Genomic DNA, 21,890 nt, shown 5'->3' on the forward strand with positions numbered 1-21,890 from the left:
TCAACCGACGGCCTTGTTTTCGGGGTCGAGCAGGCGGTGCAGGTGAACGACGAAATAGCGCATATGGGCATTGTCGACGCTAGCTTGCGCCTTGGCCTTCCAGACGGCGTGCGCCGATTGATAGTCCGGATAGATGCCGACAATATCGAGCGCGTCGAGATCGCGGAATTCGGTGCCGCCCAGCTTCTTGAGTTCGCCGCCGAACACCAGGTGCAAAAGCTGTTTCTTTCCGTCTTCAGCGGCCATGTCGATCCTTCACATATCGTGAGTTTGGGACAGGTCTAGACCAAAGCCGCCGACTTTGGAACTATTGATAGTGGTCAATTGTCCAGCCCGGCGATGACGCCGGCGAGCACGGCGAGGAGTTCGCCGCTGCCGGCGGCGAGCGGTCCGTGACGGATCACTTCGCCGGCATAGAGCGGCGCGCGGCCATGCCGATCGAGCAAGGCGCCGCCTGCCTCGCGCAGGATGAGATCGGCCGCGGCGATGTCCCAGTCATGCGCGTTGGCCTTGACGAAGGTGGCATCGAGCTGGCCGCCGGCGATCATCGCCAGCCGGTAGGCGAGCGAAGGAATATAGAGCACGCGCTTCAGCCGTTTGTGCCATTTCGCCGGCATCAGGTCGATCATCGCCTGCGGTCCGGCGATTTCGGCCGTTTCCGACGGCGGACGCACGCTGATGCGCCTGCCATTCAGGAACGCGCCCTCGCCCGGCAGCGCCCAATAGATTTCGCCCTTCGCCGGGCAGTCGAGCACGCCGGCAAGCGTTCGGCCGTTCTCGACCACAGCGACGCTGACGCACCATGTGGGCAGCCCTTCGAGGAAGCCGCGCGTGCCGTCGATCGGATCGACGACAAAGGTGCGGCGCGCGACGAGCCTTACCGGGTCGTCGACGGTTTCCTCCGACAGCCAGCCATAATCCGGCCGGGCCGCCAGCAAGGTCTCGCGCAGATATTTGTCGGCGGCGTGATCGGCTTCGCTGACCGGCGAGGTGCCGCCCTTCATCCACACCTGCGGATTGTTGTTGAAGTACTGCATGGCGATGAGCCCCGCCTCGCGGGCGGCATCGCGCAACAGCTGCAGGTCTTCAGTAGCGCCGGCCGAGACGGCCGGGTCAAGCTCCGGCAAGGGTCATTCCTTCGATCAAAAGCGTGGGCGCGGCAGTGCCGAAATTGCGGTCGAGATCGCTCGCCGGAACCATGTTGAGGAACATCGTCTTCAGATTGGAGGCGATGGTCACCTCGGCGACGGGATAGGCCAGCTCGCCATTTTCGATCCAGAAGCCGGAAGCGCCGCGGCTATATTCGCCCGTCACCATGTCGACGCCCTGGCCGAACACTTCGCTGACGTAGAAGCCGGTCTTGAGCGACTTGATCAGCTCTTCCGGCGTATTTTCCCCGGGCTCGATGGCGAGATTGGTCGACGACGGCGAGACCGACGAGCCGCTGCGCGAGCCGCGCCCATTGGTGACGAGGCCGAGTTCCCGAGCCGCCGAAGTCGACAGAAACCAGTGGTTGAGCACGCCCTTGTCGACCATGAACAGTTTTTCGCCCTCGACGCCTTCGCCGTCGAACGGGCGCGAGGCCTGTCCACGGCGCCGGAGCGGCTCGTCGGTGACGGTGATTGCGGCCGAAGCCACCTTCTTGCCCATCATGTCGCGGAGAAAGCTGGTCTTGCGCGCGACCGCGGCGCCATTGATGGCACCGGCAAGGTGGCCGGCAATGCCGCGCGCCACACGCGGATCGAACACCACGTCGACAGGCCCGGTCGCCGCCTTGCGCGCGCCAATGCGGCGTACAGCGCGCTCACCGGCCTTGCGGCCGATGTCTTCCGGCGCGTCGAGATCGGAAAAATGCTGGCGCGAGGAGAATTCGTAGTCGCGCTCCATGCCGGTGCCCTCGCCGGCGATCACGCTGGTCGAGCGCGAAAAACGCGAGGCGACGTAATGGCCGACGAAGCCGTGCGAGGTGGCGAGCACCAGGCCGCCGAGCCCGGCACTGGCGCCACTGCCGGCCGAATTGGTGACGCCCTTGACGGCAAGCGCCGCCGCTTCGGCGGCAAGCGCTGCTTCCTTCAACTGGTCCGCCGACACCTCGGTGGCGTCGAACAGATCGAGGTCGCGCGGTTTCTTGACCAGCAAGGCCGGGTCGGCGAGGCCCTGATAGGGATCCTCGGGGGACACCTTGGCCATGGCGACGGCGCGCTCGGCCAGCATATTGGGGTCGGATGCCGCCGTTGCCGAAACGCTCGCTACCCGTTTGCCGACGAAGACGCGCAGCGAGACGTCCTCGCTCTCGGACGCCTCTGTGCCTTCGACCTTGCCAAGCCGCACCGACACGCCGGTCGAGCGGCCGCGTACCGCAACGGCATCGGCGGCATCGGCGCCGGCCCGTTTGGCAGCCTCGACCAGGGCCGCGACGCGATCGGTCAGTTTCGCTGCGTCGAGCGTATCGGTCATGCGCATGATCCTGTTATTTCCGGCCGGCTGAAGGGCAGCCGCTGCTGCACCATCTATTGTCCCGATGCCGCTTCTGCAATGGCGAAGCGGGCAAACCGGGTGCATCAAGCGCCGAAACAGGACCGCAGGCCGCAGGCGGATGAACGGCGAGCGAGATCGACAATCCCTCAGGAAGCGGCCACCGGCGTCCAGATCACGTCCTCGATCCTGAGCGCGCCGGTGGCGAGCATCACCAGCCGGTCGAAGCCGAGCGCGGCGCCGCTCGCCTGCGGCATGATGGCGAGCGCGGCGAGGAAGTCCTCGTCGATCGGGTAGCGTTCGCCATAGACGCGCTGCTTCTCATCCATTTCGGCGGCAAAGCGCAGGCGCTGCTCGGCCGGGTCGGTCAATTCGCCGAAGGCGTTGGCGAGCTCGACGCCGCAGCAATAAAGCTCGAAACGCTCGGCGGTGCGCGGATCGTCGGCGCTCGGCCGGGCCAATGCCGCCTCCGAGATCGGATATCCGAAAAGGATGGTGGGGCGTCCCTGCCCCAGCGCCGGCTCGATTTTTTCGACCATCACCCGGCTGAACAGGTCGGCCCAATTGTCGTCGGGCGCGGTCCGCAATCCGGCCTGGACCAGGGCGGCATGCAACACCGCGCGGTCGGTGCTGCCATCGGCTGCAACCGTCGCCAGCAGATCGATGCCGGCATGGCGCATGAAAGCTTCGGCGACGCTCAACCGTTCCGGCTCGGCGAACGGATCGGCTTCACGGCCGCGGAAGCTAAAACGCTTCGCTCCGGCCCGTTCGGCCGCCAGCGCTACGAGCTCGGCGCAGTCGCGCATCAGGCTCTCATAGGTCTCGCCGACGCGGTACCATTCGAGCATGGTGAACTCAGGATGGTGCAAGGGGCCGCGCTCGCGGTTGCGCCAGACAGCCCCGAAGCTGAAGATGCGCTCCTCGCCGGCGGCAAGCAGCTTCTTGCAGGCGAATTCCGGCGACGTGTGGAGGTAGAGCGGCTGGCGCTGTCCGTCCGGCCCGATCGCCTCGGTGGCAAAGGCCGACAGGTGCGCTTCATTGCCGGGCGAGACCTGCAGGGCCGATGTCTCCACCTCGACGAAGTCGCGGCGGGCGAACCAGTCGCGCATCCCGGCGGCAATGGCATTGCGCAGGATCAGCCGCGGCCGGCGGTCGGCGTGGACATGCGGCGTCCACCACGGCGAGGCGGCGGTCATCGGTTTCAGGGGAATTGCACAGAGGGCTGGCGATTGCGGCCAAGATGCGCTAGGCCGCACGCAACGGCCTCTCCAGCCGATTTGCGCCAACAAATTTTATCAGGATGGAAACCCGTGAAGGTCATCGCCAGCTCCTTACGCAAAGGCAACGTCGTCGAAAAGGACGGCAAGCTTTATGTGATCCTCTTTGCCGAAAACATTCATCCTGGCAAGGGTACGCCGGTCACCCAGCTCGACATGCGGCGTATCTCCGACGGGGTAAAGGTTTCCGAGCGTTACCGCACCACCGAGCAGGTCGAGCGCGCCTATGTCGAGGAGCGCGAGCACACGTTCCTCTACCATGACGGCGAAGGCTTTCACTTCATGAATCCGGAGACTTACGACCAGGTCGCGGTGCCGGAAAGCGTGGTCGGCGACATGGCGCCTTATCTGGTGGAAGGCATGCCGGTGCAGATCTCGCAATACAACAACATCGCCATCTCGCTGGTACTGCCGCAGCGCGCCACTTTCGAGGTGGTCGAGACCGAGCCGGTGACCAAGGGCCAGACGGCGTCCTCGTCCTACAAGCCGGCAACGCTGTCCAACGGCGTGCGTACCCTAGTGCCGCCACACATCAGCGCCGGCACCCGCGTGGTGGTGATGACAGCCGATGGCGCCTATGTCGAGCGCGCGAAGGATTGAGGCGCGAAGTCTGACACGCCTCGCCGAGAGCGTCGCGGCGGCCGGTCATCGTCTACCGCTTTGTGCCAGGGGCTTTCGAGCATTGGGACGCTGCACGCAGACCGAAGCGTCAACGCCCTGCCAGTTCTTTCCTATTGCACGACGCCAGCGGGCAATCTCTGAGCCTCGAGCAACGCCGACCGTCCCTTTCGCCAGGTGCCAGGTGGAATGCCGACGAACTTTTTGAAGGCGCGATTGAAGGCGGCTTCCGACTCGTAGCCGACCTCGGCACCCGCTTGCGCGATGCTCATTTCGGGGCGTTCGAGCAAGCGTCCTGCCAGTTGCAGACGCCAGCGAGCAAGATAGTGCATGGGGGAGACCTCGACATAGTGGGTAAAGCGGCTCGCAAACGCCGTGCGCGAGAGCCCTACTTCGCGGGCGAGCCGGTCCAATGTCCATTCCTCCCTGGGGCGAGCGTGGATGAGCCGGAGCGCCTCGCCGACATGTGGATCCCGTAGGCCTGACAGCCAGCCGCGCGAATCGTCGGGGAGGGTCTCGAGATGGCGGCGGATGATCTCGACAAACATCAGCTCGCTCAGCTTGGCGAGTATCGTTTCACAGCCCGCCCGCCCACTGCCGCCTTCGGCCAGCGCCAGCCGAAAAAGGTCGATAACCCAACTGCTTCCATCGGCGGGCTTGCGGGCACACAGGATGGCCGGCAATGCGGCCAGGAGAGGATTGAAGGGACGTGCATCGCAGCCAAGATACCCGCAAATGAATCGGGTCCGCTCGTCTCCGCCGCCACCATGGATCACCGCGAACGGCAGGCTCTCGTCTATCGGCCGATAATACATCGCCATATTGGGTTCGCCCCGCGCCCCCGGCGAGGAGCTCAACACGTTCGGAACACCACCGGGGAAGACAACGACATCACCGGCGTTCACGAGCACCGGCGGCACCGAATCGTCTCCCAGCGCGGCCCAGCACGAGCCCGACATCACGGCATGAAAAGAAATGATGTGCTCTGCCTCCGGCATGACGGCGGCGGCAATGTCGGCCGTGCCCGGCGACTCGCCGACCCAGGGAGAGCTAGCGTCAACGTCGAAATAGATCGCACCGGTGAGGCGAACGGCTCGGAGCACATCGGAAAGGACATCCACGCACTACACCTCCGGAAACGATCGGCTACTCCCTTTGACAACGAGTTTTTCCGCCAGGCATCTCGAACTATCCGGCAATATGGCCGCCCGAGCAACTATCCATCCGGTCTAATCCTACTCTGAACGATCGGGCAACAGAAATGGACGATGTGACATTTGCGGGAACAGCGGACGGGATTAGCGTTTCATCGGCCGGCCGACAGGTCCAATAACAGGGAGGAATGTCATGAACGATGAAGACATCAGCAAATTCGCAGCAAGCCTGCGAGGCGAAGTCATCCGCGCCGGCGACGCCCGCTATGACGAGGCCCGCAAGCTCTACAACGGCATGATCGACAAGCGGCCGCTGATCATCGCCCGCTGTGTCGACGTCGCCGACGTAATCACAGCGGTGAATTTCGGCCGCGACAACAATTTGCTGGTTGCGGTACGTGGCGGCGGCCATAACGGACCAGGATTGGGGAGCTGCGACGACGGTCTGGTGATCGATCTGTCGGCGATGAACGGCGTGCGCGTCGATCCGGATGCCCGCACGGCGCGGGTAGGCCCGGGCTGCACTCAGGGCGACCTCGACCATGCCACCCATGCCTTTGGCCTGGCCGTACCGGCGGGCATCATCTCAACCACCGGGGTCGCCGGACTGACGCTGAGCGGCGGCCATGGCTATCTGACGCGCAAATATGGCCTGACCATCGATAATCTGGTCGAGGCCGATGTCGTGCTTGCCGATGGAAGCTTCGTCACCGCCAGCAAGGAGCGGAACCCCAACCTGTTCTGGGCGCTTCGCGGCGGCGGCGGCAATTTCGGCATCGTCACCAGCTTTGTGTTCAAGCTCCACCAGGTCAGCATGGTCTTTGCGGGGCCGATCGCATGGGATCAGCGCCATGCCCGCACCATCATGCAGCATTATCGCGAGTTCCTGCCGAACGCGCCCGAAGAACTCGGGATCTTTCTCGGGCTCAAGACCGTCCTCTCGAGCGCACCCTTCCCGGAAGAGTTTTGGGGAAAGCGGATGTGTCTGCTGATGTGCTGCTACAACGGCCCGGAGGAAAAGGGCAGAGAGGCGCTGGCCCCGCTGCTCGATGCGCTGCCCGCGCCCTGGTTCAACTGGATGGGAACGATGCCCTATCCCGCGGTGCAGAGCATGTTCGATGGGCTCTACCCGAAGGGAATGCAGTGGTACTGGCGGGGCGATTTCGTCAAGACGCTGTCCGACGAGGCGATCGACGCTCATCTCGAGCAGGCGGCGAAGACGCCGAGCGAGCTATCGCTCATGCATCTCTATCCGATCGATGGTGCGGTCCATCGCGTCGGCAAAGACGAGACACCCTGGAATTACCGTGATGCGACCTGGTCGATGGTCATCGAGGGGATCGATCCGGACCCACAGAAAGCGGGGCCGGTGACACGCTGGACCAAGGCCTATTGGGAGGCCGTGCATCCGTTCGATCTGGGTGGCGCCTACCTGAACTTCATGATGGATGACGAGGGCGATGCAAGGCTCAAGGCGGCTTATGGCGACAACTATGAGCGCCTGGCTACGCTGAAGAAGAAATACGACCCAAACAACCTCTTCCGGGTGAACCAAAACATTCGACCGGCTGCTTGACGGCGGCCCTCGTCAGGCCGGCAAGCGTACCGGCCGGCCCAGCTAAGGCTCGGCCGGTACGATAGCTTGCCGGTCAGGACGTCGCTGGCCGGCAAGCGGGATACTCGGCCGCGCTCGCCGACCGTGTTCCATGAGCGATGTCCGGCATGCGTCAAAAGCGATCGGCCCGCACCCTTAGGGTGACCCGCAGCCCGCTTCAGCCGGCAAGTCCGGGAGTAGGCCTCGCGGTCAACGCGTTATGCCTCAACGACTGTTTCTCGCCAGGCCGATCGCGCCAGCAGCCACCGATAGTTTACGCCTCGATGTGGACGTCCGACCTCACGACGACGCCCTCCAGTGCTCATCGAGAACCGGTATTCCCTCCAGAATTAGATAAATTAGCAGTTTCTTAAGTGCCTTTGGAACTTTGTAGCTTGCGTTCCATTTTCAACCGCATGCGAGAGTCTGTGGTCCACGACCCTGGAATGACGGTGAACAGGTCACCGCCTCGCTACTCGCTGGTCCTGCCCATATACAATGAAGAACAGGTGCTGCCTCGGCTGATCGAGCGGATCAGTTGCCTGATCGGCCGGTTGGACGGAGAAACGGAGGCCATCTTCGTCGATGACGGAAGCCTCGATGGAAGTGTCGAATACCTGCGAAAGGTGGTTGCCGCCGAGCCGCGCTTTCGGCTGATCGAATTTTCCCGCAATTTCGGCCACCAGATGGCGATTACCGCCGGTATGGATGCCGCTGCGGGCGATGCCGTCATCGTCATGGATGCCGACTTGCAGGACCCGCCGGAGGTCGTTCTCGATCTGGTGGCAAAGTGGAAGGAAGGCTTCGAGATCGTCTATGCCCGCCGAGTCAAGCGCGACGGCGAATCCTGGTTCAAGCGCTTTACGGCAAGTCTTTTCTATCGCCTGCTGGAGAAAATGACGTCGGTCGATATTCCGCGCGACGTCGGCGACTTTCGCCTGGTCGGCCGCAAGGCGCTGGAAACCTTCAAGCATATGCCCGAACATGACCGCTTCGTCAGGGGCATGTTCGGCTGGATGGGCTTCAAGCAGACGGCAGTGCCATTTGAGCGCCACGCGCGAACCCTGGGCCAGACCAAATACCCATTCTGGAAGATGATGCACCTTGCGGTTCACGGCATCGTCAGTTTCTCCGAGAAGCCGTTGCGCCTGGCGCTCTGGGGCGGATTGGCCATTTCCGCGCTGGCGGTGGTCTTTGGTGCCTACGCCATGTTTGCCTGGTTTTTTGAAGCCGGCGTCATTGCCGGGTGGACATCCACGGTGGTGATCGTGTCGCTCCTGTGCGGCATTAATCTTTTCATGACCGGCGTGGTCGGGCTCTATGTCGGCAGCATCCACGCCGAGGTGAAACGCCGCCCGCTGTACGTGATCGATCGGCTCACCGGCTTCGACGAGGCGATGCGTGCCGTCTCTGGTAAGCGCCGCCAATCGTTTCACAAGCCCAGGAGTGGAGTCCCCGCCAATGGGCGAACTCTTCGACAGCTATAATTCCAACTATGGCGAGGCGGTCGAAGGGTCCATCCGGTTTTCCGGACTCAGGCACGACTTCTTCCTTATCGCCAAGGCGGACCTGCTGCGGCGTTTGGTGGTCGAGCGAAAGCTTCGGCAGGGTGGGTCGGCTGTAAGGGCGCTGGATGTCGGCTGCGGCGTCGGTTCGCTCCACCCCTATCTCGACGGCGCTTTCGACAGCCTCGATGGTTGCGACGTCTCGCAAGACTCGATTTTGCGCGCCAGCCAACACAATCCGCGTGTGGCCTACAGGACCTGCAGCAGGCAGGGGCTGCCTTATGAGGACGGCACGTTCGATCTGGCTTTCGCCAGTTGTGTCGTCCATCACGTTACGCCCTCCTCCTGGCTCGATTTCTTCCTGGAAATGCGGCGCGTCGTGCGGCCAGGCGGCATCGCCTGCATCATCGAGCACAATCCCTATAATCCGATGACGCGCCTTGCGGTGTTCCGGTGTCCGTTCGATCAGGACGCAGTCCTGCTCAAAGCCGCCAGAGCAAGGTCCCTCTTTCAGGAAACAGGCTTCAGCCACATCCGCTCCGAGCATTTTCTGCTGCTACCCTCGGCAAGGCCCTTGGCCAGAAGAGTCGAGCGCGTATTCGCGCCTTTGCCGCTTGGAGCGCAGTATGCGTGCAGTGCGCATGTCTGAGCGCCGTTCGACCGGCGACGCCGGGCTGAGGCTGCTGGCGCGCTTCGGGTCGGTCGGCATCGCTGCAACGATCCTATATGCAGTGATGGCCACCGCTTTGGTCGAATGGCAACGGTTCGGCCTCTCGCCGGTCGGTGCCTCGCTTGCAGCTTATACCGCTGCCGCCCTGTTTTCTTATCTCGCGCATAAGTTCGTGACCTTCGCGTCGAGCGGATCGCATCGATCGGAGGCTCCGCGTTTTCTCTTGCTGACGGCAACCGGCTTCGCTGTGGCTTACGCGGCGCCGGCGCTTTTGACGGCGAAACTCAGTCTGCCGCCGATCATTGCCATCCTGGTTACATGCTTGCTTGTTCCAGCGGTCAATCTCCTCATGCTGGACCGCTGGGTTTTTGCGCAGCGAAGACGCGGCCAGCAGCGCGATCGCCCGCCCTAATCCGCGTCAGTGGGATCGAGCCGGAGCGACAACAATTTGATGGAGCGTTTATAGATGTTGCTGGCGGCAGGAGTTTGCGGAATGCCGTCGAGGTAGTCGAAGGCGATGTCGAGTGTCTTGGCCTCGGCGAGAGCCGCCGGTGGGATGACGAACGAGACGGTGCGTGGCTCTTTGCCGGACAGCGTCACCGCATGCACCCGAACGCCGTTCACCGAGATCACAACCCTTTGCGTGATCTGTGGCGGACGAATGACGGCGGCCATTTGCAGCGTGGCAGTCAGGCCGTCGCGAAGCGGCGGTATCTCCAGGCGAAGCCGCGAGGTCTCGCCCAGCGAATGGGTGCCGTCGGCTACCGGTCCCGACCAGCCGCAGACCCTCATGCCGGCTGCCTTTTTGGCTCCGTCGGACCGGAACGACACCGTCTGGCCAAGGGTGTAGCTGCCGACCGCATCGCGATTGAGGCAGGTTGTCGTCCGGTCGATGTAATAGGCGCGATAGTCGGCATTGACGTCTGGATTGAGAGCAAGCGCAAGGATGATGACTTCCGCCCCGGCCAGAACCGCCGCCAGCGTGTAGCCGCCAAGCGAGGCCGCGCGCCGATGCGGGCCCGGAGTGCTAGACCAGGGCAAGATAGCCCCCGATCCATGCCACCGTCATGAAATAGCAGGCGCCCAGGAAGAGACCCAGAGCCGAAAGAAAAGTCAGCTTCGACGCCGACAACAACGTGGTCAGCAACATTGTCAGAGGCGAAAGCCCAATGACGTATCTGACCATCGAGGCCAGGTTCGTGATCAGCGGCAGGATGATGCAGCAGGCGCAGAACAGCGCGGCACCATATTGCCTGCGAACCGCCAGAACCGCCGATAGCGCCAGTCCTATGAGTGCGGCGAGCGCGCTCCATTGCGGCGCCGTAGGCAGCCATCCAGTCGTCGGAACGGCCGAGAGTCCATCCCATATGAAGGCGAGCGGATTGCCCGCCACCCGTCCAAACGCGCGCTGGACGTGCAGGAAGGCAAAGCCGTCCCCGACCGTCAGATAGAGGAACAGGATGTAGGCGAACAAGCCGGCAGGCGAGATGAGAATTGCAACGAGCAGATCCGGTCGGCCAAGCACCCAACGTGGGAACGAAAGCGCCGATCCGCCCTTTGCGCGGTAATCCCTGAACATCTGAATGACAGTCGCAAATACAACAAGCACTCCGACGAGCCTGGTTGCCGACAGCAGAGCCGATGACAGCCCCGCGGTCAGATAGCTGGAGCGTTTGAGTGCCAGAAAAACGCACGACGTCAGGAGCACGAAAAGAGGTTCGGTCAGGAAAGTCGTGAAGTGAAAGGAGAACGGGCCGCTGAGCAGAAAGGCGCAATACAGCACATAAGCGCGCATGTTCTTCTCGAGCAGCGGCCACGCCACCAGACAGGCCGCGTAGCTGCACGCAATCGATGCGATCGACGCGAGCAGTATCGTCGGCAAAGGGAAAACAGACCGGATTGCCGCCACCAGCATCGGATAGAGCGGAAAGAAGCCCCAGCGTCCGACATTGCTCTGGCCTGGAATGGGAAAGCGCTCATAACCGTGTTCGGAAATGTCGACATACCACGCGCAATCCCACCGGCAGAGCGCCTGGGCATAGGCTGCGAAGCCTGGTTCCGCCGAGATCGAGGCAAATGCCGCATAGCGAATGGCCAGTCCACCGACGACGAACAGCAATGGCACCGCCACGACGGCGACCGCAATATAGCGACCGCCGGGACGCGCGACAGCTTCGAGCGCCACAATCTGCCTCCACCCGTTCAAGTGACTGGCGCCACTCAAAGCTAGATGACGCGCGCCCGGGCGAATTCAAGGCATGCAACGCGGCTCAAAAATTGGCGATACCGCCTATCCGGCGTCCCTGAGCCAGACCAGCATCTCGCGCATCACGTTGAAATGGGGTCAGTCGACGCGTTTAACCCGTCGCGTAGGTATTTGTGCAGTCAAGCTGTTGGACACGATAGTTCGAATCCCGATACCGCGCTGGTGTACTCGGCCCTTGAGAATCCTTCAGCCTTCGGCAACATGGCGGCAAGGCTGAGAGCATGAGGATGAGCAAGGTCATTTCCGCCGCATCACGGCGTTCGCCGCGCAAGACACCGATGGCGCTGACCGAGGCGCTGGTCGCCCGCACCTTGCGTGCGGTCGAGGATGCCGGGCCGACGCCGGGCATGGTCTACATGACCGATGCCGATTACGCGCGCATTCGCGAAGAGGTGCTGGCCGGCGCGCCGGGCGGGCCGGTGAAGCTGTTCGCCTATGGCTCGCTTCTGTGGAAGCCGGCCGGCGAGGTCAGGGGTGGCGAACGGGCCGGGGCGACGGGCTGGCACCGTTCGTTCTGTTTTACGGTGCAGCGCTTCAGGGTCACCGTCGAGCAGCCCGGCCTGATGATGGCGCTCGACCGCGGCGGCCAATGTCAGGGCATGGTGTTCGAGGTCGCCGAGCCAGTGGGGGCCAATCTCGAAACGCTGCTGCGACGTGAGATGACCATCCTGCCGGCCGTCAACGTGCCGCGCTGGCTGCAGGTCAGGACGGGGGACGGCACGGGCCAAGCGCTTGGTTTCGTTGTCGATCCCGCCAATCCGCGCTATGCCGGCAAGCTCGAAAAGCGAGCGATAGCGGCGACCCTGGCCACGGCCGTCGGCCATTGGGGTTCGGGCGCCGAATATCTGTTCGAGACCATTCGCCATCTCGACGCCTGCGGCATCCGCGACCGCAATCTCTGGCAGCTGCAGGAACTTGTGGCCGAGGAGATCGGTCGCGCGCCGCCGTCGGGCCTCATTCGTCCCTGAGCCAGACCAGCATCTCGCCGGAATCGCGGTGTCCCAGGCGAAATCGATGTTGTGCAGGTCGACGAGATGTCCCGCGCGCTCGCCGATGGCAGTATCGAGCATCGTGTGTCCTTCCTTCGGTTCTATGCCAGTGTGTTCGCCCATGCGCCGACAAAGGGCGGCAGCATGATGCACGTCTGCTGCTCGACAGCCTCGTTGCGCAGCCGCTCGGCGAGGGTATCGACTTCCACCTCGGCGGCGGTTGCGGTACCGACTGCCTCGGCCATCGGCAACAGGCTGCGCAACGTGCCGGCAATGTAGTCGTAGATCGGCGAGTCGGGTCCGCTGCCGGCGAGGCCGGCGGAGTTCATCCGCGGCGCCGGCAGCCCTGCGCCGGCGAACACCATGGGCAGCCTGCCACCCATGTCGACTTCGAAACCCGCGCGCTCGATCGTGTCGATGATCCAGCCGCGGCATTTGCCGAACAGCCGCGCCTCTGGAAAACTGCGGGTGAGCGGCATCGCCATTTCCTGGACGGCGACGATGCCGCCAGGCCGCAGGAAACCGGCAAGCCTGCGCAGGGTTGCGGCCGGGTCGGGCAGATACATCAGCACAAGCCTGCCGATCACCGCATCGAAGCTCCCGTCGGGCGAGAATGTATCAAGCTCGGCCGTCGTGAAACGTGTCCAGTAACACTGGCCGGATTCAGTGGCGCGCCGCTCGGCAATGTCCACAGCCTCTGCCGAGCGATCGACACCAAGCACCCTTCCCGCCGGTCCGACCAGCCTTCCGGCCAGCAAGGAGACATCGCCTACGCCGCAGCCAATGTCGAGCACGCGCATGCCGGGTCCTATGCCCGCACTGCGGAGGACATGCTCGGTAAGGTCGTGAATGAGCGCTCCCTGCAGCTCCAGGCGCTTGAATTCGCTTTGCGTGTAACCCAACGCATAGGGACGCGGATCCATGCTCTGATCACGGTCGGTCTTCGGCGCATGTTCGGCAAGCAGATTGTACATGTTTGACTCCATGATCGATTTATCCGGGATTTGTGACCGCTGGGCAGCCTGATGACCGCCCAGGGCCCGACCGTCACGATCGGAGATCGGTGCTACAACGTGATTTCCGGAATCGGGAATTGCGTTACGACTGAAACAGGCGCCCGTGCCTGGCGTACCACGCAAGCGGAGAACACCCTGCGCCCGGCGTTCGGACGCCACTATGATTTCGGCGCCCGCGGAACGAACACGATATGCGGCGTCTTCGGCGGACGACCGGGCGGCACATAGTCCGGAACCGGCGTATCGTCTGCCGGGAGCGAAAGCACATATCGGTGGATGGCGCGCAGGTCGGGCTCGCTCATGGCACGCAGGTTGAACCATGGCATGGGCGGGCGCGTCTCGATCGTGCGCGCGAACTGTACCCAGTCGTCCTCGTCCATGGTCCGCAAAAATTGGCGAAGATTGGTTGGGTAAGTCGTACCCCACGGCCCGTTGAAGCCGAGCGAGTCACCGATCAGCCATCGATCCTGCGGAACGTTGCCGGCCTTCTCCAGGTACCCTGGCGTGTGGCAGTCGTTGCAGCCGCCGATTTTCACCAGGTATCGACCGTGCTCGATCGAAGCGGTCGCGGACGCCGCGCCGACCTTACCCTGGTTGAGCGTTGCGGCGGTGAATGCTGCGGCCAGGCCAAGGGCGGCAATTGCGATGAGAGCTCTTCGTGTCATCAGCTTCTCCGCTGCTATTTGACGCCGACGATCATCGAGTGAGGCCCGGCGAGATGCTCGCAGCGGACCTCCGCAAAGCCCGCCTCCCGCATCCAGCCCATGCCGTCGGCGCGCGTGTAGTCGAACCCGCCATTGGTGTTGACCAGCATGTTGAGACTCATCAGCAGACCCGCAGCGTTCTCCCGTCGCTCGTCATCGATGATCTGGTCGTAGACGATGAGCACGCCTTGCTTCGGCAGCGCGGAATGGGCCTTTGCCAGCAGCGCGCGCTTCACCTCCAGGTTCCAGTCGTGCAGGATATGACCCATCACCAGCACGTCGGCGGAAGGCAGCGGCTCGGCAAGGAAGTCGCCGGGTTAAAACCGAAGCCGGTCTGCAAGTGCGTGCCGCTCCACATAGGCCTCGAACACCGGCCGCATCGGCGGCAGGTCGAAACCGCCGCCGGTGAGATGCGGATGGGCGCGGCCGACCTCGACCGGAAGCCTGCCTTCGGCTGTGCCGATATCGATGAAGGTACAATAATCCGCCCAGGGAAAATGCCGGGCGAGCGCCTCCGCCACCTGGAGGCTGCCGCCGGTCATCGCCTGCGCGAACATCTCCACCTTGTCCGGGTCCGAAAACAGCATGTCGAACAGATCTTCGCCGTCCTGGGTGCCGTTTTGCGGTTTGCCCGTCCTGAGCGCGTCGGTGAGCGAGCCCCAGTTCGCGTAAAGCAGCTGACCGGCCCTGGCGAGCATCCCGCCAACATAGGTCGACTTGTTGCGGTCAAGGTAGCGGTCAGTCACGGGCGTGTTGCAGTAGACGTTGCCCTCGCGCTCAAGCATGCGCAGCGCAACCAGCGCGTCGAAGAAATCCTGCGCTCCCCGCTCATGCAGTCCGAGCCGGTTTCTCAGTGTTTCCCCTTCGAGGGATCCGGCCGCCAACTCCGTGAAAAGGTCAAGTTCGACGGCGCTCAGCAACGTCTTCGATGCCCAGAAGCCGAGGCCGAGTTGCATAAGGCTTTCGGGCGACAGTTCTGCGACGTCATTCGCCTGTTTCCTTACCTCGGTGATGTTTGCGTCCATAAGATTTCTCCTTCCTCAAGAGACCATGACCTTTCCAAAAAGCCGGTTCCCGGTTTTTCGGGATCATGGTCTGGGCGCGGGAGGACCATCGACTGGCCCGGCTACGGGTCGATTTCAGTTACGGCTGTAACGAAGAAATCCGGCCGGCCGTGATCAGCCTGAATGCAGATGGCGGGCAAGGCATTGTGCGACGGCGGCCGACAGCAGCGGCTTCTTGATGACTTCGCTTATGCCGGCCGCCGTCAGTTGGCGCGACCGCAGCTGACGGCCGTAACCGGTCATCAGCACGACCGGAAGGTCGGGCCGGATCTTGTGCAACCGGCCGGAGAATTCGATCCCTGTCATGTCGGGCATGACCTCGTCCGTCAGCACCAGGTCGAAGCGTTCCGGATCGGTGCGGAATGCGCTGAGAGCCGCGGGGCTGCGGTCGAACCCAACCGGCTCGTAGCCGAGCGCGGCGAGCATTTCCTCCGCAAGTTGCATCAGCGGCGTGTCGTCGTCGACGACGAGGATCGTCTCGCCGTTGCCATGCTTGACCGGCACCTCGGCGGCGTCGCTCTCGTCCTCGTTCTGGGTTGCTTCGGCGGCCTCGATCTGCGGAAAATAGATCTCGAAGGTCGTGCCTTCGCCGGGCTTGCTGTTCACGTCGACCGCGCCTCTGTGCGCTATGACGATGCCGTGCACCGTCGACAGGCCGAGCCCGGTGCCTTGCCCCGCCGGCTTGGTCGTGAAGAACGGCTCGAAGATACGCTCGAGCGTCGCCTGATCCATGCCGCTGCCGGTGTCCCTGACGGCAAGGCGGAGATAGAGCCCGGCAGGCAGGTTGCCGTGCGACAGCATCCGCGCCTCGACGAATTCCGTCGTGTCGAGACCGATTTCCAATGCGCCGCGGTTGTTCATCGCCTGCGCTGCGTTGGTGCCGAGGTTCATCACCACCTGCTGAAGCTCGGTCGGATCGCCCATCATCGCCGCATCCGCGGCTGCAAGACGCGTCTGCACCGAAAGCGTGGCGGGGAACGAGGCGCGCAGCAGGTCGACCGCTTCGGCAACCACGGCTTCCGCCCGCAGCGCGTGATGCTGCCGCTCGTGACGACGGCCGAAGGCGAGGATCTGCTCGGTGACGTCCTGCGCCCGCCTGCCGGCCTGCATGATCTGCTGGACGTAGCGCCGCGCGCGCGACTCCTTCAGCAGCACCGCCAGCGCCATCTCGCTGTAGCCGAGGACGGCACCGAGGATGTTGTTGAACTCGTGCGCTATGCCGCCGGCGAGCGTCCCGATCGCTTCCAGCCGTTGCGACTGATTGAGCCGCGCCTGCAGTGCCTCACGCTCGCGTTCGTTGTGCTCGCGCACGATGGCATTGGCGAAAATCTCGGCCGCGGTGCGCAGCAGTGCAATGTCGTCGTCGGCCCAATGCTTTTCGTGCGTGACGGTATCGAGAGCCAGAAAACCCAACCGCTCGCCGGCATGCCACATCGGTATGCACAGCCACGATCGAACTGGTGCGCATGCAGGGATGCCTTCTCCCGCCCCTCGGGAAGCTCGCCGACGCGGGGCACGTCGATGCAGCCCTGCCGCTCGTGGTCGGCCAGCGTCCAGTGTGAAGCCAGCTCGATCATGTCCTTCGACAGGCGGGCCGGCCTGCTCCCGCCCGGACGGCGATAGAAGTAGCCGCCGGAAGGACCGGCGATGTGGCTGACGAAAATCTGGGCGCCGTCGAGCCCGGCATGTTCGACCAGGCGCGCGAGGCCCTTGCTGATGCCGGCGCGGATGCGGTCACGCGGCAGATTGATGAACTGCGTGGAGATCGAGGCGACCAGGCCGTCGAATTCCAGCCGCTCGCGCAGGATCCGCGCGTTGCGGCGCAGGCGGGCGAACAGGTAGGCGACATAGCCGACGAGGCCCAACGCGGCGACATAAAGCAGCGTCTGGAACAGTTCGGCCCGCGCCGCGGCCCGCCCATGCGCACCGAGATAGACGTCCTGCAGCGCGCGAGCCCGCTCGCTCGTCGGCGCGGTCTGCAGGCGGGCGACGAGATCGTCGACCGCCGGAAGCCTGGTGACATAAGCCGGCCGTGGGAGACGAGCGAGAGTACATCGCTTGCAGGCACGGCATCGAGGGAGGGCCTTGCCAGCCGGTCGAGTGCGGCGGTTACTGCTTTTGCCGCATCCGGCTGGGGATCGCTGATAAACCGCGACATTGCGACCATCAGGGCCCCTATTTCGACCGCTCGAAGGCCGTCACCCTCGCTCGTGAGACGACCGCTCATATAGTTGAAAAAGTTCAGCGAGTTCTGCAGCAGCGCGTTATCGGACTTGAACCTCTCGACGAGCGCTTCCTCGTCGCGGATCGCGGCGATGACTTCGGCGATCCGCTTGTCGATGTCCGCCCGTGTTTCGCCGCTTGCTGCGTCGCGGGCAGCCGGCAGCGTCTGCGTCGCCTCATCCAGGTTCTCGATCGACCGCACAAGCGGATCGTAGCTGCGCAGCAGTCCCGCGCGTGCCCTTAAAACATCGCGTTGGAGTGCGGCGTTATAGAGGATGACGGTCCTGAGCGCATCGAGCGTGCGTTCGTGACGCGCCGCATCGGGAGCCGTGCCCTGCACCAGGAGGTAGGTCAGGGCGATGAGCATGCAGGCAACGATCGGCGCCAGGATGCGTAGCGACTTCATTGCTGCAGACGATCGGCTGCGCTGGTCAACGGCCGGCCGCGATACTCGCCCGTGAGTGTCCCGAGGAATTCGACGATGAGATCGGCATCGCGCTGGTCGAGCTCCCGGCCGAGTTGGTTGCGCGCCATGATCTTCACCGCGTCTGCGAGCGATGCGGTGCGGCCATCGTGAAAATACGGCGCCGTCACCGCGACGTTGCGCAGGCTGGGAACGCGGAACACATGGCGGTCGCTCTCGGCGCCGGTAACGGCGAAGCGGCCGAGATCCGCCTTGGTCAGGGTCTTCTGGCGAGCGAAGGGATCCTGGAAGATGCCGAATTTCTGAAACAGATTGCCGCCTACGTTGGCGCCCTGGTGGCAGGCGACGCAGCCATAGGCTTTGAACAGTTGATAGCCGTGCTCTTCGTCGGTCGTGATGGCGTCGCGTTCGCCCTTGAGATAGCGGTCGAAACGGGCATCGGGCGTGATCAGCGACCTTTGAAAGACAACAAGCGCGTCGAGCACGTTTGTCCGGTCGGGAATGGAGCCGTAGACCCTCGCGAACCGCTGCCAATACTCAGCATTGGAGCGCAGCTTGGTCAGCAATTCCTCCCAGCTCGTACTCATCAGCCTGTCATCGAGCAGGGCTGTCTCGTTCTGCTCCTCGAAAGTGCGGAAATTGCCGCGCCAGTTCAGCCGAAAATCGAGCGCCGCGTTGAAGACGGTCGGCGTGTTGAAATCGAGCGGCTTGCCGTCCGCCGCCACGGAACGGGCCAGACCGTCGTCGCCGCTGAGATCGAGCCTGTGACAGGAACTGCAGGCGACGACATCGCCATGCGACAGGCGGGCATCGTTGAACAGGCTCTCGCCAAGCGCGATCTTCGCCTGGTCGGAGGGGCCGCTGGCCGTGATCGGTGCAATCGGCTCGCCCATCGGCGGGGCCGGTTGATTGCTCTGGGCCAACGCAAAAGGTGCCGCCATTGCCAGGCAAAGCGGAACAAAAAGCCCCGCCCGAACCTTACCAATCTGCTGATGTGCCATCGAGCGAGCCTGTGGCAGGGTGTGCGATCACGTAGATCATCGGCGTTCACCAATAAATCGCCGAAAATCGACGTTTAATAAAGCAACGGCTCGGTCATGAGTTCCATGCTTGCGGACGGTGCGAGATGTCAGCCGAACAAAACATTCGCCACGAACAGCAGTCGAAAGGCAGTATCGAGCAGCCGGCGGCGCCGAAGCATATCCTTGTCGTCGACGACGACCCCGAAATTCGCGATATGCTCACCAATTACCTGGAGAGCCAAAACTTCAGGGTCAGCGCGGTCGCCGACAGCCAGGCCATGTCGCGCGTCCTCAATGAAAAGCCCGTAGACCTGATGATCCTCGACATGCGGCTTGCCGATGAGGACGGGTTCGACATCATGCGGCAACTCGGCAGTCCGCCGGAAGCGCCCATCATCATCATCACCGGCCACAGGTGCGACGAGGTGGATCGCGTCGTCGGCCTGGAACTCGGCGCCGACGACTACATCACCAAGCCCTTCGGCCTCAGGGAGCTGCTGGCGCGCATTCGCGCCGTGCTGCGGCGATCGCGGTCGGCGCAGCCGCAGCCGCGCGGCAAGAAGCCCATACGCTATCGTTTTGCCGGCTGGGAGCTCGACATGCGGATGCGGCGCCTAAGGTCGGCGGCGGGCGAGACGATGCCGCTGACCGCCGGCGAGTTCAACCTGCTGACGGCGTTCCTGAAATCGCCGCAGCAGATCCTGAGCCGCGAGCAGCTTCTCGCTGCCAGCCGCGTGCACGACGAAGAGGTGTTCGACCGCAGCATCGACGTGCAGATATTGCGGCTGCGCCGCAAGCTCGAGGTCAATCCGAGCGAGCCGAAGCTCATTGTTACGGAGCGTGGCGCCGGCTACATATTCGCGACTGCGGTCGAGGTACTTTGAGCCCCTGCCGCGCCCAGCCTACCCCGCGCTTCTGAGCCAGACCAGCATCTCGCCGGGGTCGCGGTTGTCCCAGGCGAAATACGGCACGGCGGTGATTTTCGCGTCCTCGACCGCCGGCGGTTCGGTGCGGTAGAGCCCCTCTTGCCAGTTTTCGAAAGCCTCCTTTTTGGCGATCGCCGAAAGTGTCACGACGCCGCCCAGAAGGTTCGGCTGCTGATGCGCCTCGATGTCGGCCGTTCGCGGCAGAGCGATGCGGTGCAGCTGGCTGGAATTGTCGGTCTCCTCGACGCAATAGATCAGCGGGCCGCGCGCCAGTGCGACACGGCCGATATCCTGCCGCACCTGCGGATTGGCGTAGAGGCGGTCGACGGCCATTTCGAGGTCGAGCTCGACGCGGTCGCCTTTGCTCCATTCGCGGCGGATCGCGGCATAGCCGTCGCTGCTGATGGCAGCCAGATCGACATCGGCGCCGTTGACCTTGAGCGCTGCCTTGCGGCACCAGGCCGGCAAGCGCAGGTGCAAAGTGAAGTCGGTCGGAGCTTCCGGTTCGACAGAGATCGAGACCGCGCCGTCCCATGGATAGTTACTGGTCTGGGTGAGCTCTATTTGCCGGCCCGCGATATCGAAACGAGCCGTGCCGTTTCCATAGAGGTGGACGGCAAGTGCGTCGTCCGACAGGCCGTAGAAATAGCTGCCGATCGAGGCGACCATGCGCCCGACATTGGGCGGGCAGCACGGGCAGCGGTGCCATTTCCAGCGGTGGTGGGCGCCGCGGCTCTCCAGCGGATTTTCGTAGAAGAACAGCGAGCCGTCGAGCGACAGGCCCGAGATCGAGCCGTTGTAGAGCGCCCGCTCCATGATGTCGGCGTAGCGCGCATTGGGACCCATGCCGAGCATGCGGCTTGCCCAGAACACCAGGCCGACCGAAGCACAGGTTTCGGCATAGGCGGTGTCGTTGGGCAGGTCGTAGTCGGCGGTGAAACCCTCATTGTGCGAGGACGGCCCGAGGCCGCCGGTGACGTAGAGGTTCTTGGTCATGAGGTCGTCCCACAGCCGGTCGAGCGCCACCCGCAGCGTGTCGTCACCATATTCGGTGGCGATGTCGGCCATGCCCGAAAAGAGATACATCGCCCGCACCGCGTGGCCGACGACCTTGTCCTGCTCGCGCACCGGTCTGTGCGACTGGTTGTATTCGTAAGTCTTGAAATGGTAGGCCCTGGGGTCGGCGCCGCGGGCCCGCGCCTCCTCGTCGAAATAATGCGGCTCAACCCCGCGCTGGTCGATGAAGTACTTTGCGAGGTCCATATACCGTTGCTCGCCGGTCACCCGCGCCAGCTTGACCAGCGCCAGCTCGATCTCCTCGTGGCCGCAATAGCCCTTCTTCTTGCCGGGCTCGGGACCGAACGTCTCGGCGATGTGGTCGACATAACGGCACATGATGTCGAGCAGCTTCCTCTTGCCCGTGGCCTGGTAATAGGCGACCGCGCCTTCGATCAGGTGGCCGGCGCAATAGAGCTCGTGGCAATCGCGCAGATTGGTCCAGCGCAGGCCGGGCTGGATGCGCTGGTACCAGCTCGACAGATAGCCGTCGGGCTGCTGCAGCTTGCCGTACATGTCGATGACGGCATCGATCTTCTTCTCCAGCTCGTCGTTGCGGCGGCGGTAGAGCGAATAGGCGGCGGTCTCGATGGTCTTGCCCCAATCGGAGTCCCAGAACATCTGCGTCGTCACCGTCGATCCGGTGAATTCGTTGCCGGCGGTGGCTGCCTCGTCCGGCGAGGGTGAGTGGAACGGAATGACGACGCCGGGCGACGGCCGGTCCGGGTCGATCTGCTCGAGCATGCGCGCCTCGACGCAGCGTTCGTAGAGGATGCCGGCGGTTTTTGAGGCGACGGCATCGACGCGGTCGCCCCAGAAGCCGCGCACGTCGACCTGCGGCACCGGCAGCGGGCGGAAGGCGAGTTTCGGCTTGGCGCCCTGACTGGCGGATTGCGATGCGGTCATC

At 63.6% G+C, this 21,890-nt stretch carries 20 protein-coding genes and 1 pseudogene; 7 read left to right on the plus strand and 14 right to left on the minus strand.

All coding sequences use genetic code 11. The features are described 5' to 3' along the window. The 4 genes from NKJ32_RS19055 to epmA form a co-directional block, all read right to left on the minus strand. Entirely contained in the window at positions 1–246 is a 246-nt protein-coding gene (locus NKJ32_RS19055; protein ID WP_023674378.1) for a DUF4170 domain-containing protein, read from the minus strand. A gap of 74 nt (positions 247–320) precedes the next feature. Then, positions 321–1,127: a 3'(2'),5'-bisphosphate nucleotidase CysQ gene (locus NKJ32_RS19060; RefSeq protein WP_352636583.1), complete on the minus strand. Its 807-nt coding sequence runs from the start codon at positions 1,125–1,127 to the stop codon at positions 321–323. Further along, the gene (locus NKJ32_RS19065) at positions 1,114–2,457 is read right to left on the minus strand and encodes a TldD/PmbA family protein (protein WP_352828456.1); all 1,344 of its coding nucleotides are present in this window, start codon (positions 2,455–2,457) and stop codon (positions 1,114–1,116) included. Before NKJ32_RS19065 ends, NKJ32_RS19060 begins: the two co-directional genes overlap by 14 nt. A 167-nt stretch (positions 2,458–2,624) precedes the next feature. Continuing rightward, on the minus strand, positions 2,625–3,671 hold the full coding sequence (gene epmA, locus NKJ32_RS19070) for an EF-P lysine aminoacylase EpmA (protein WP_352786279.1): 1,047 nt from the start codon (positions 3,669–3,671) through the stop codon (positions 2,625–2,627). Positions 3,672–3,785: 114 nt separating this feature from the next. On the opposite strand from epmA, the gene efp reads away from it, so the two are divergent. Further along, complete coding sequence (efp, locus tag NKJ32_RS19075) at positions 3,786–4,352, plus strand: elongation factor P (protein WP_352786277.1); 567 nt, start codon at positions 3,786–3,788, stop codon at positions 4,350–4,352. Between the two features lie 131 nt (positions 4,353–4,483). Here efp and NKJ32_RS19080 read toward each other — a convergent pair whose 3' ends face one another. Beyond that, positions 4,484–5,491 carry an AraC family transcriptional regulator gene (locus NKJ32_RS19080; protein WP_023674373.1) on the minus strand — a complete coding sequence of 336 codons (1,008 nt, stop codon included), beginning with the start codon at positions 5,489–5,491 and terminating at the stop codon, positions 4,484–4,486. A 226-nt stretch (positions 5,492–5,717) separates the two neighbouring features. Between NKJ32_RS19080 and NKJ32_RS19085 the strand changes: the two genes are divergently transcribed. The 4 genes from NKJ32_RS19085 (at position 5,718) to NKJ32_RS19100 (ending at position 9,705) form a co-directional block, all read left to right on the plus strand. After that, on the plus strand, positions 5,718–7,100 hold the full coding sequence (locus tag NKJ32_RS19085) for an FAD-binding oxidoreductase (protein WP_352828459.1): 1,383 nt from the start codon (positions 5,718–5,720) through the stop codon (positions 7,098–7,100). A gap of 464 nt (positions 7,101–7,564) precedes the next feature. Continuing rightward, positions 7,565–8,605, plus strand: coding sequence for a glycosyltransferase family 2 protein (locus NKJ32_RS19090; protein WP_352828523.1), 1,041 nt, complete (start codon positions 7,565–7,567; stop codon positions 8,603–8,605). Beyond that, on the plus strand, positions 8,580–9,272 hold the full coding sequence (locus NKJ32_RS19095; protein ID WP_352828462.1) for a class I SAM-dependent methyltransferase: 693 nt from the start codon (positions 8,580–8,582) through the stop codon (positions 9,270–9,272). Before NKJ32_RS19090 ends, NKJ32_RS19095 begins: the two co-directional genes overlap by 26 nt. Next, a complete protein-coding gene (locus tag NKJ32_RS19100; protein ID WP_352828465.1) occupies positions 9,250–9,705 on the plus strand; it encodes a GtrA family protein in 456 nt (151 codons plus the stop codon). The genes NKJ32_RS19095 and NKJ32_RS19100 overlap by 23 nt, the downstream gene beginning before the upstream one ends. Here the strand turns inward: NKJ32_RS19100 and NKJ32_RS19105 are convergent. Both NKJ32_RS19105 and NKJ32_RS19110 read right to left on the minus strand, forming a co-directional pair. Then, positions 9,702–10,334: a hypothetical protein gene (locus NKJ32_RS19105; RefSeq protein ID WP_352786268.1), complete on the minus strand. Its 633-nt coding sequence runs from the start codon at positions 10,332–10,334 to the stop codon at positions 9,702–9,704. The two genes, NKJ32_RS19100 and NKJ32_RS19105, sit on opposite strands and share 4 nt — an antisense overlap. Then, positions 10,321–11,478 carry a putative hexosyltransferase gene (locus NKJ32_RS19110; RefSeq protein WP_352739180.1) on the minus strand — a complete coding sequence of 386 codons (1,158 nt, stop codon included), beginning with the start codon at positions 11,476–11,478 and terminating at the stop codon, positions 10,321–10,323. Before NKJ32_RS19110 ends, NKJ32_RS19105 begins: the two co-directional genes overlap by 14 nt. Before the next feature lie 308 nt (positions 11,479–11,786). On the opposite strand from NKJ32_RS19110, the gene NKJ32_RS19115 reads away from it, so the two are divergent. After that, positions 11,787–12,527 (plus strand): gamma-glutamylcyclotransferase, encoded by a 741-nt coding sequence (locus NKJ32_RS19115; RefSeq protein ID WP_352828467.1) that lies wholly within the window; start codon positions 11,787–11,789, stop codon positions 12,525–12,527. Between the two features lie 122 nt (positions 12,528–12,649). Here the strand turns inward: NKJ32_RS19115 and NKJ32_RS19120 are convergent, their stop codons facing one another. The 6 genes and pseudogenes from NKJ32_RS19120 to NKJ32_RS19145 all read right to left on the minus strand — a co-directional run bounded on the left by NKJ32_RS19120 (position 12,650) and on the right by NKJ32_RS19145 (position 18,872). Then, a complete protein-coding gene (locus NKJ32_RS19120) occupies positions 12,650–13,534 on the minus strand; it encodes a class I SAM-dependent methyltransferase (RefSeq protein WP_352828470.1) in 885 nt (294 codons plus the stop codon). A 188-nt stretch (positions 13,535–13,722) separates the two neighbouring features. Further along, positions 13,723–14,229 carry a hypothetical protein gene (locus NKJ32_RS19125; RefSeq protein ID WP_352828473.1) on the minus strand — a complete coding sequence of 169 codons (507 nt, stop codon included), beginning with the start codon at positions 14,227–14,229 and terminating at the stop codon, positions 13,723–13,725. A 14-nt stretch (positions 14,230–14,243) separates the two neighbouring features. Beyond that, positions 14,244–15,293: pseudogene (locus tag NKJ32_RS19130) on the minus strand (methyltransferase). A gap of 153 nt (positions 15,294–15,446) precedes the next feature. Beyond that, on the minus strand, positions 15,447–16,889 hold the full coding sequence (locus NKJ32_RS19135) for an ATP-binding protein (RefSeq protein ID WP_352828526.1): 1,443 nt from the start codon (positions 16,887–16,889) through the stop codon (positions 15,447–15,449). Between the two features lie 16 nt (positions 16,890–16,905). Continuing rightward, a complete protein-coding gene (locus tag NKJ32_RS19140; RefSeq protein WP_352828476.1) occupies positions 16,906–17,961 on the minus strand; it encodes a DAHL domain-containing protein in 1,056 nt (351 codons plus the stop codon). Next, positions 17,958–18,872, minus strand: a complete 915-nt coding sequence (locus NKJ32_RS19145; RefSeq protein WP_352828479.1) for a cytochrome-c peroxidase — start codon at positions 18,870–18,872, stop codon at positions 17,958–17,960. The genes NKJ32_RS19140 and NKJ32_RS19145 overlap by 4 nt, the downstream gene beginning before the upstream one ends. 233 nt (positions 18,873–19,105) lie before the next feature. Between NKJ32_RS19145 and NKJ32_RS19150 the strand changes: the two genes are divergently transcribed. Continuing rightward, positions 19,106–19,885, plus strand: coding sequence for a response regulator (locus NKJ32_RS19150; protein WP_352828482.1), 780 nt, complete (start codon positions 19,106–19,108; stop codon positions 19,883–19,885). An 18-nt stretch (positions 19,886–19,903) separates the two neighbouring features. On the opposite strand, the gene NKJ32_RS19155 is transcribed toward NKJ32_RS19150, so the two are convergent. Then, positions 19,904–21,889, minus strand: a complete 1,986-nt coding sequence (locus NKJ32_RS19155) for a glycoside hydrolase family 127 protein (RefSeq protein ID WP_352828485.1) — start codon at positions 21,887–21,889, stop codon at positions 19,904–19,906. Between the last annotated feature and the right edge of the window lies 1 nt (position 21,890).

It is taken from the genome of Mesorhizobium sp. M0159, from assembly GCF_040322295.1.
In the GTDB taxonomy this organism is placed as follows: domain Bacteria; phylum Pseudomonadota; class Alphaproteobacteria; order Rhizobiales; family Rhizobiaceae; genus Mesorhizobium.

Excerpts from the sequence above, each read along its gene's own strand:
- NKJ32_RS19065 (WP_352828456.1), bottom strand. The coding sequence starts at position 2,457 with ATGACCGATACGCTCGACGCAGCGAAACTGACCGATCGCGTCGCGGCC.
- epmA (WP_352786279.1), bottom strand. The coding sequence starts at position 3,671 with ATGACCGCCGCCTCGCCGTGGTGGACGCCGCATGTCCACGCCGACCGC.
- NKJ32_RS19140 (WP_352828476.1), bottom strand. The coding sequence starts at position 17,961 with ATGAAGTCGCTACGCATCCTGGCGCCGATCGTTGCCTGCATGCTCATC.
- NKJ32_RS19150 (WP_352828482.1), top strand. The coding sequence starts at position 19,106 with ATGTCAGCCGAACAAAACATTCGCCACGAACAGCAGTCGAAAGGCAGT.
- NKJ32_RS19145 (WP_352828479.1), bottom strand. The coding sequence starts at position 18,872 with ATGGGCGAGCCGATTGCACCGATCACGGCCAGCGGCCCCTCCGACCAG.
- NKJ32_RS19125 (WP_352828473.1), bottom strand. The coding sequence starts at position 14,229 with ATGACACGAAGAGCTCTCATCGCAATTGCCGCCCTTGGCCTGGCCGCA.
- NKJ32_RS19090 (WP_352828523.1), top strand. The coding sequence starts at position 7,565 with ATGACGGTGAACAGGTCACCGCCTCGCTACTCGCTGGTCCTGCCCATA.
- NKJ32_RS19120 (WP_352828470.1), bottom strand. The coding sequence starts at position 13,534 with ATGGAGTCAAACATGTACAATCTGCTTGCCGAACATGCGCCGAAGACC.
- NKJ32_RS19115 (WP_352828467.1), top strand. The coding sequence starts at position 11,787 with ATGAGCAAGGTCATTTCCGCCGCATCACGGCGTTCGCCGCGCAAGACA.
- NKJ32_RS19100 (WP_352828465.1), top strand. The coding sequence starts at position 9,250 with ATGCGTGCAGTGCGCATGTCTGAGCGCCGTTCGACCGGCGACGCCGGG.
- NKJ32_RS19155 (WP_352828485.1), bottom strand. The coding sequence starts at position 21,889 with ATGACCGCATCGCAATCCGCCAGTCAGGGCGCCAAGCCGAAACTCGCC.
- NKJ32_RS19055 (WP_023674378.1), bottom strand. The coding sequence starts at position 246 with ATGGCCGCTGAAGACGGAAAGAAACAGCTTTTGCACCTGGTGTTCGGC.
- NKJ32_RS19085 (WP_352828459.1), top strand. The coding sequence starts at position 5,718 with ATGAACGATGAAGACATCAGCAAATTCGCAGCAAGCCTGCGAGGCGAA.
- NKJ32_RS19095 (WP_352828462.1), top strand. The coding sequence starts at position 8,580 with ATGGGCGAACTCTTCGACAGCTATAATTCCAACTATGGCGAGGCGGTC.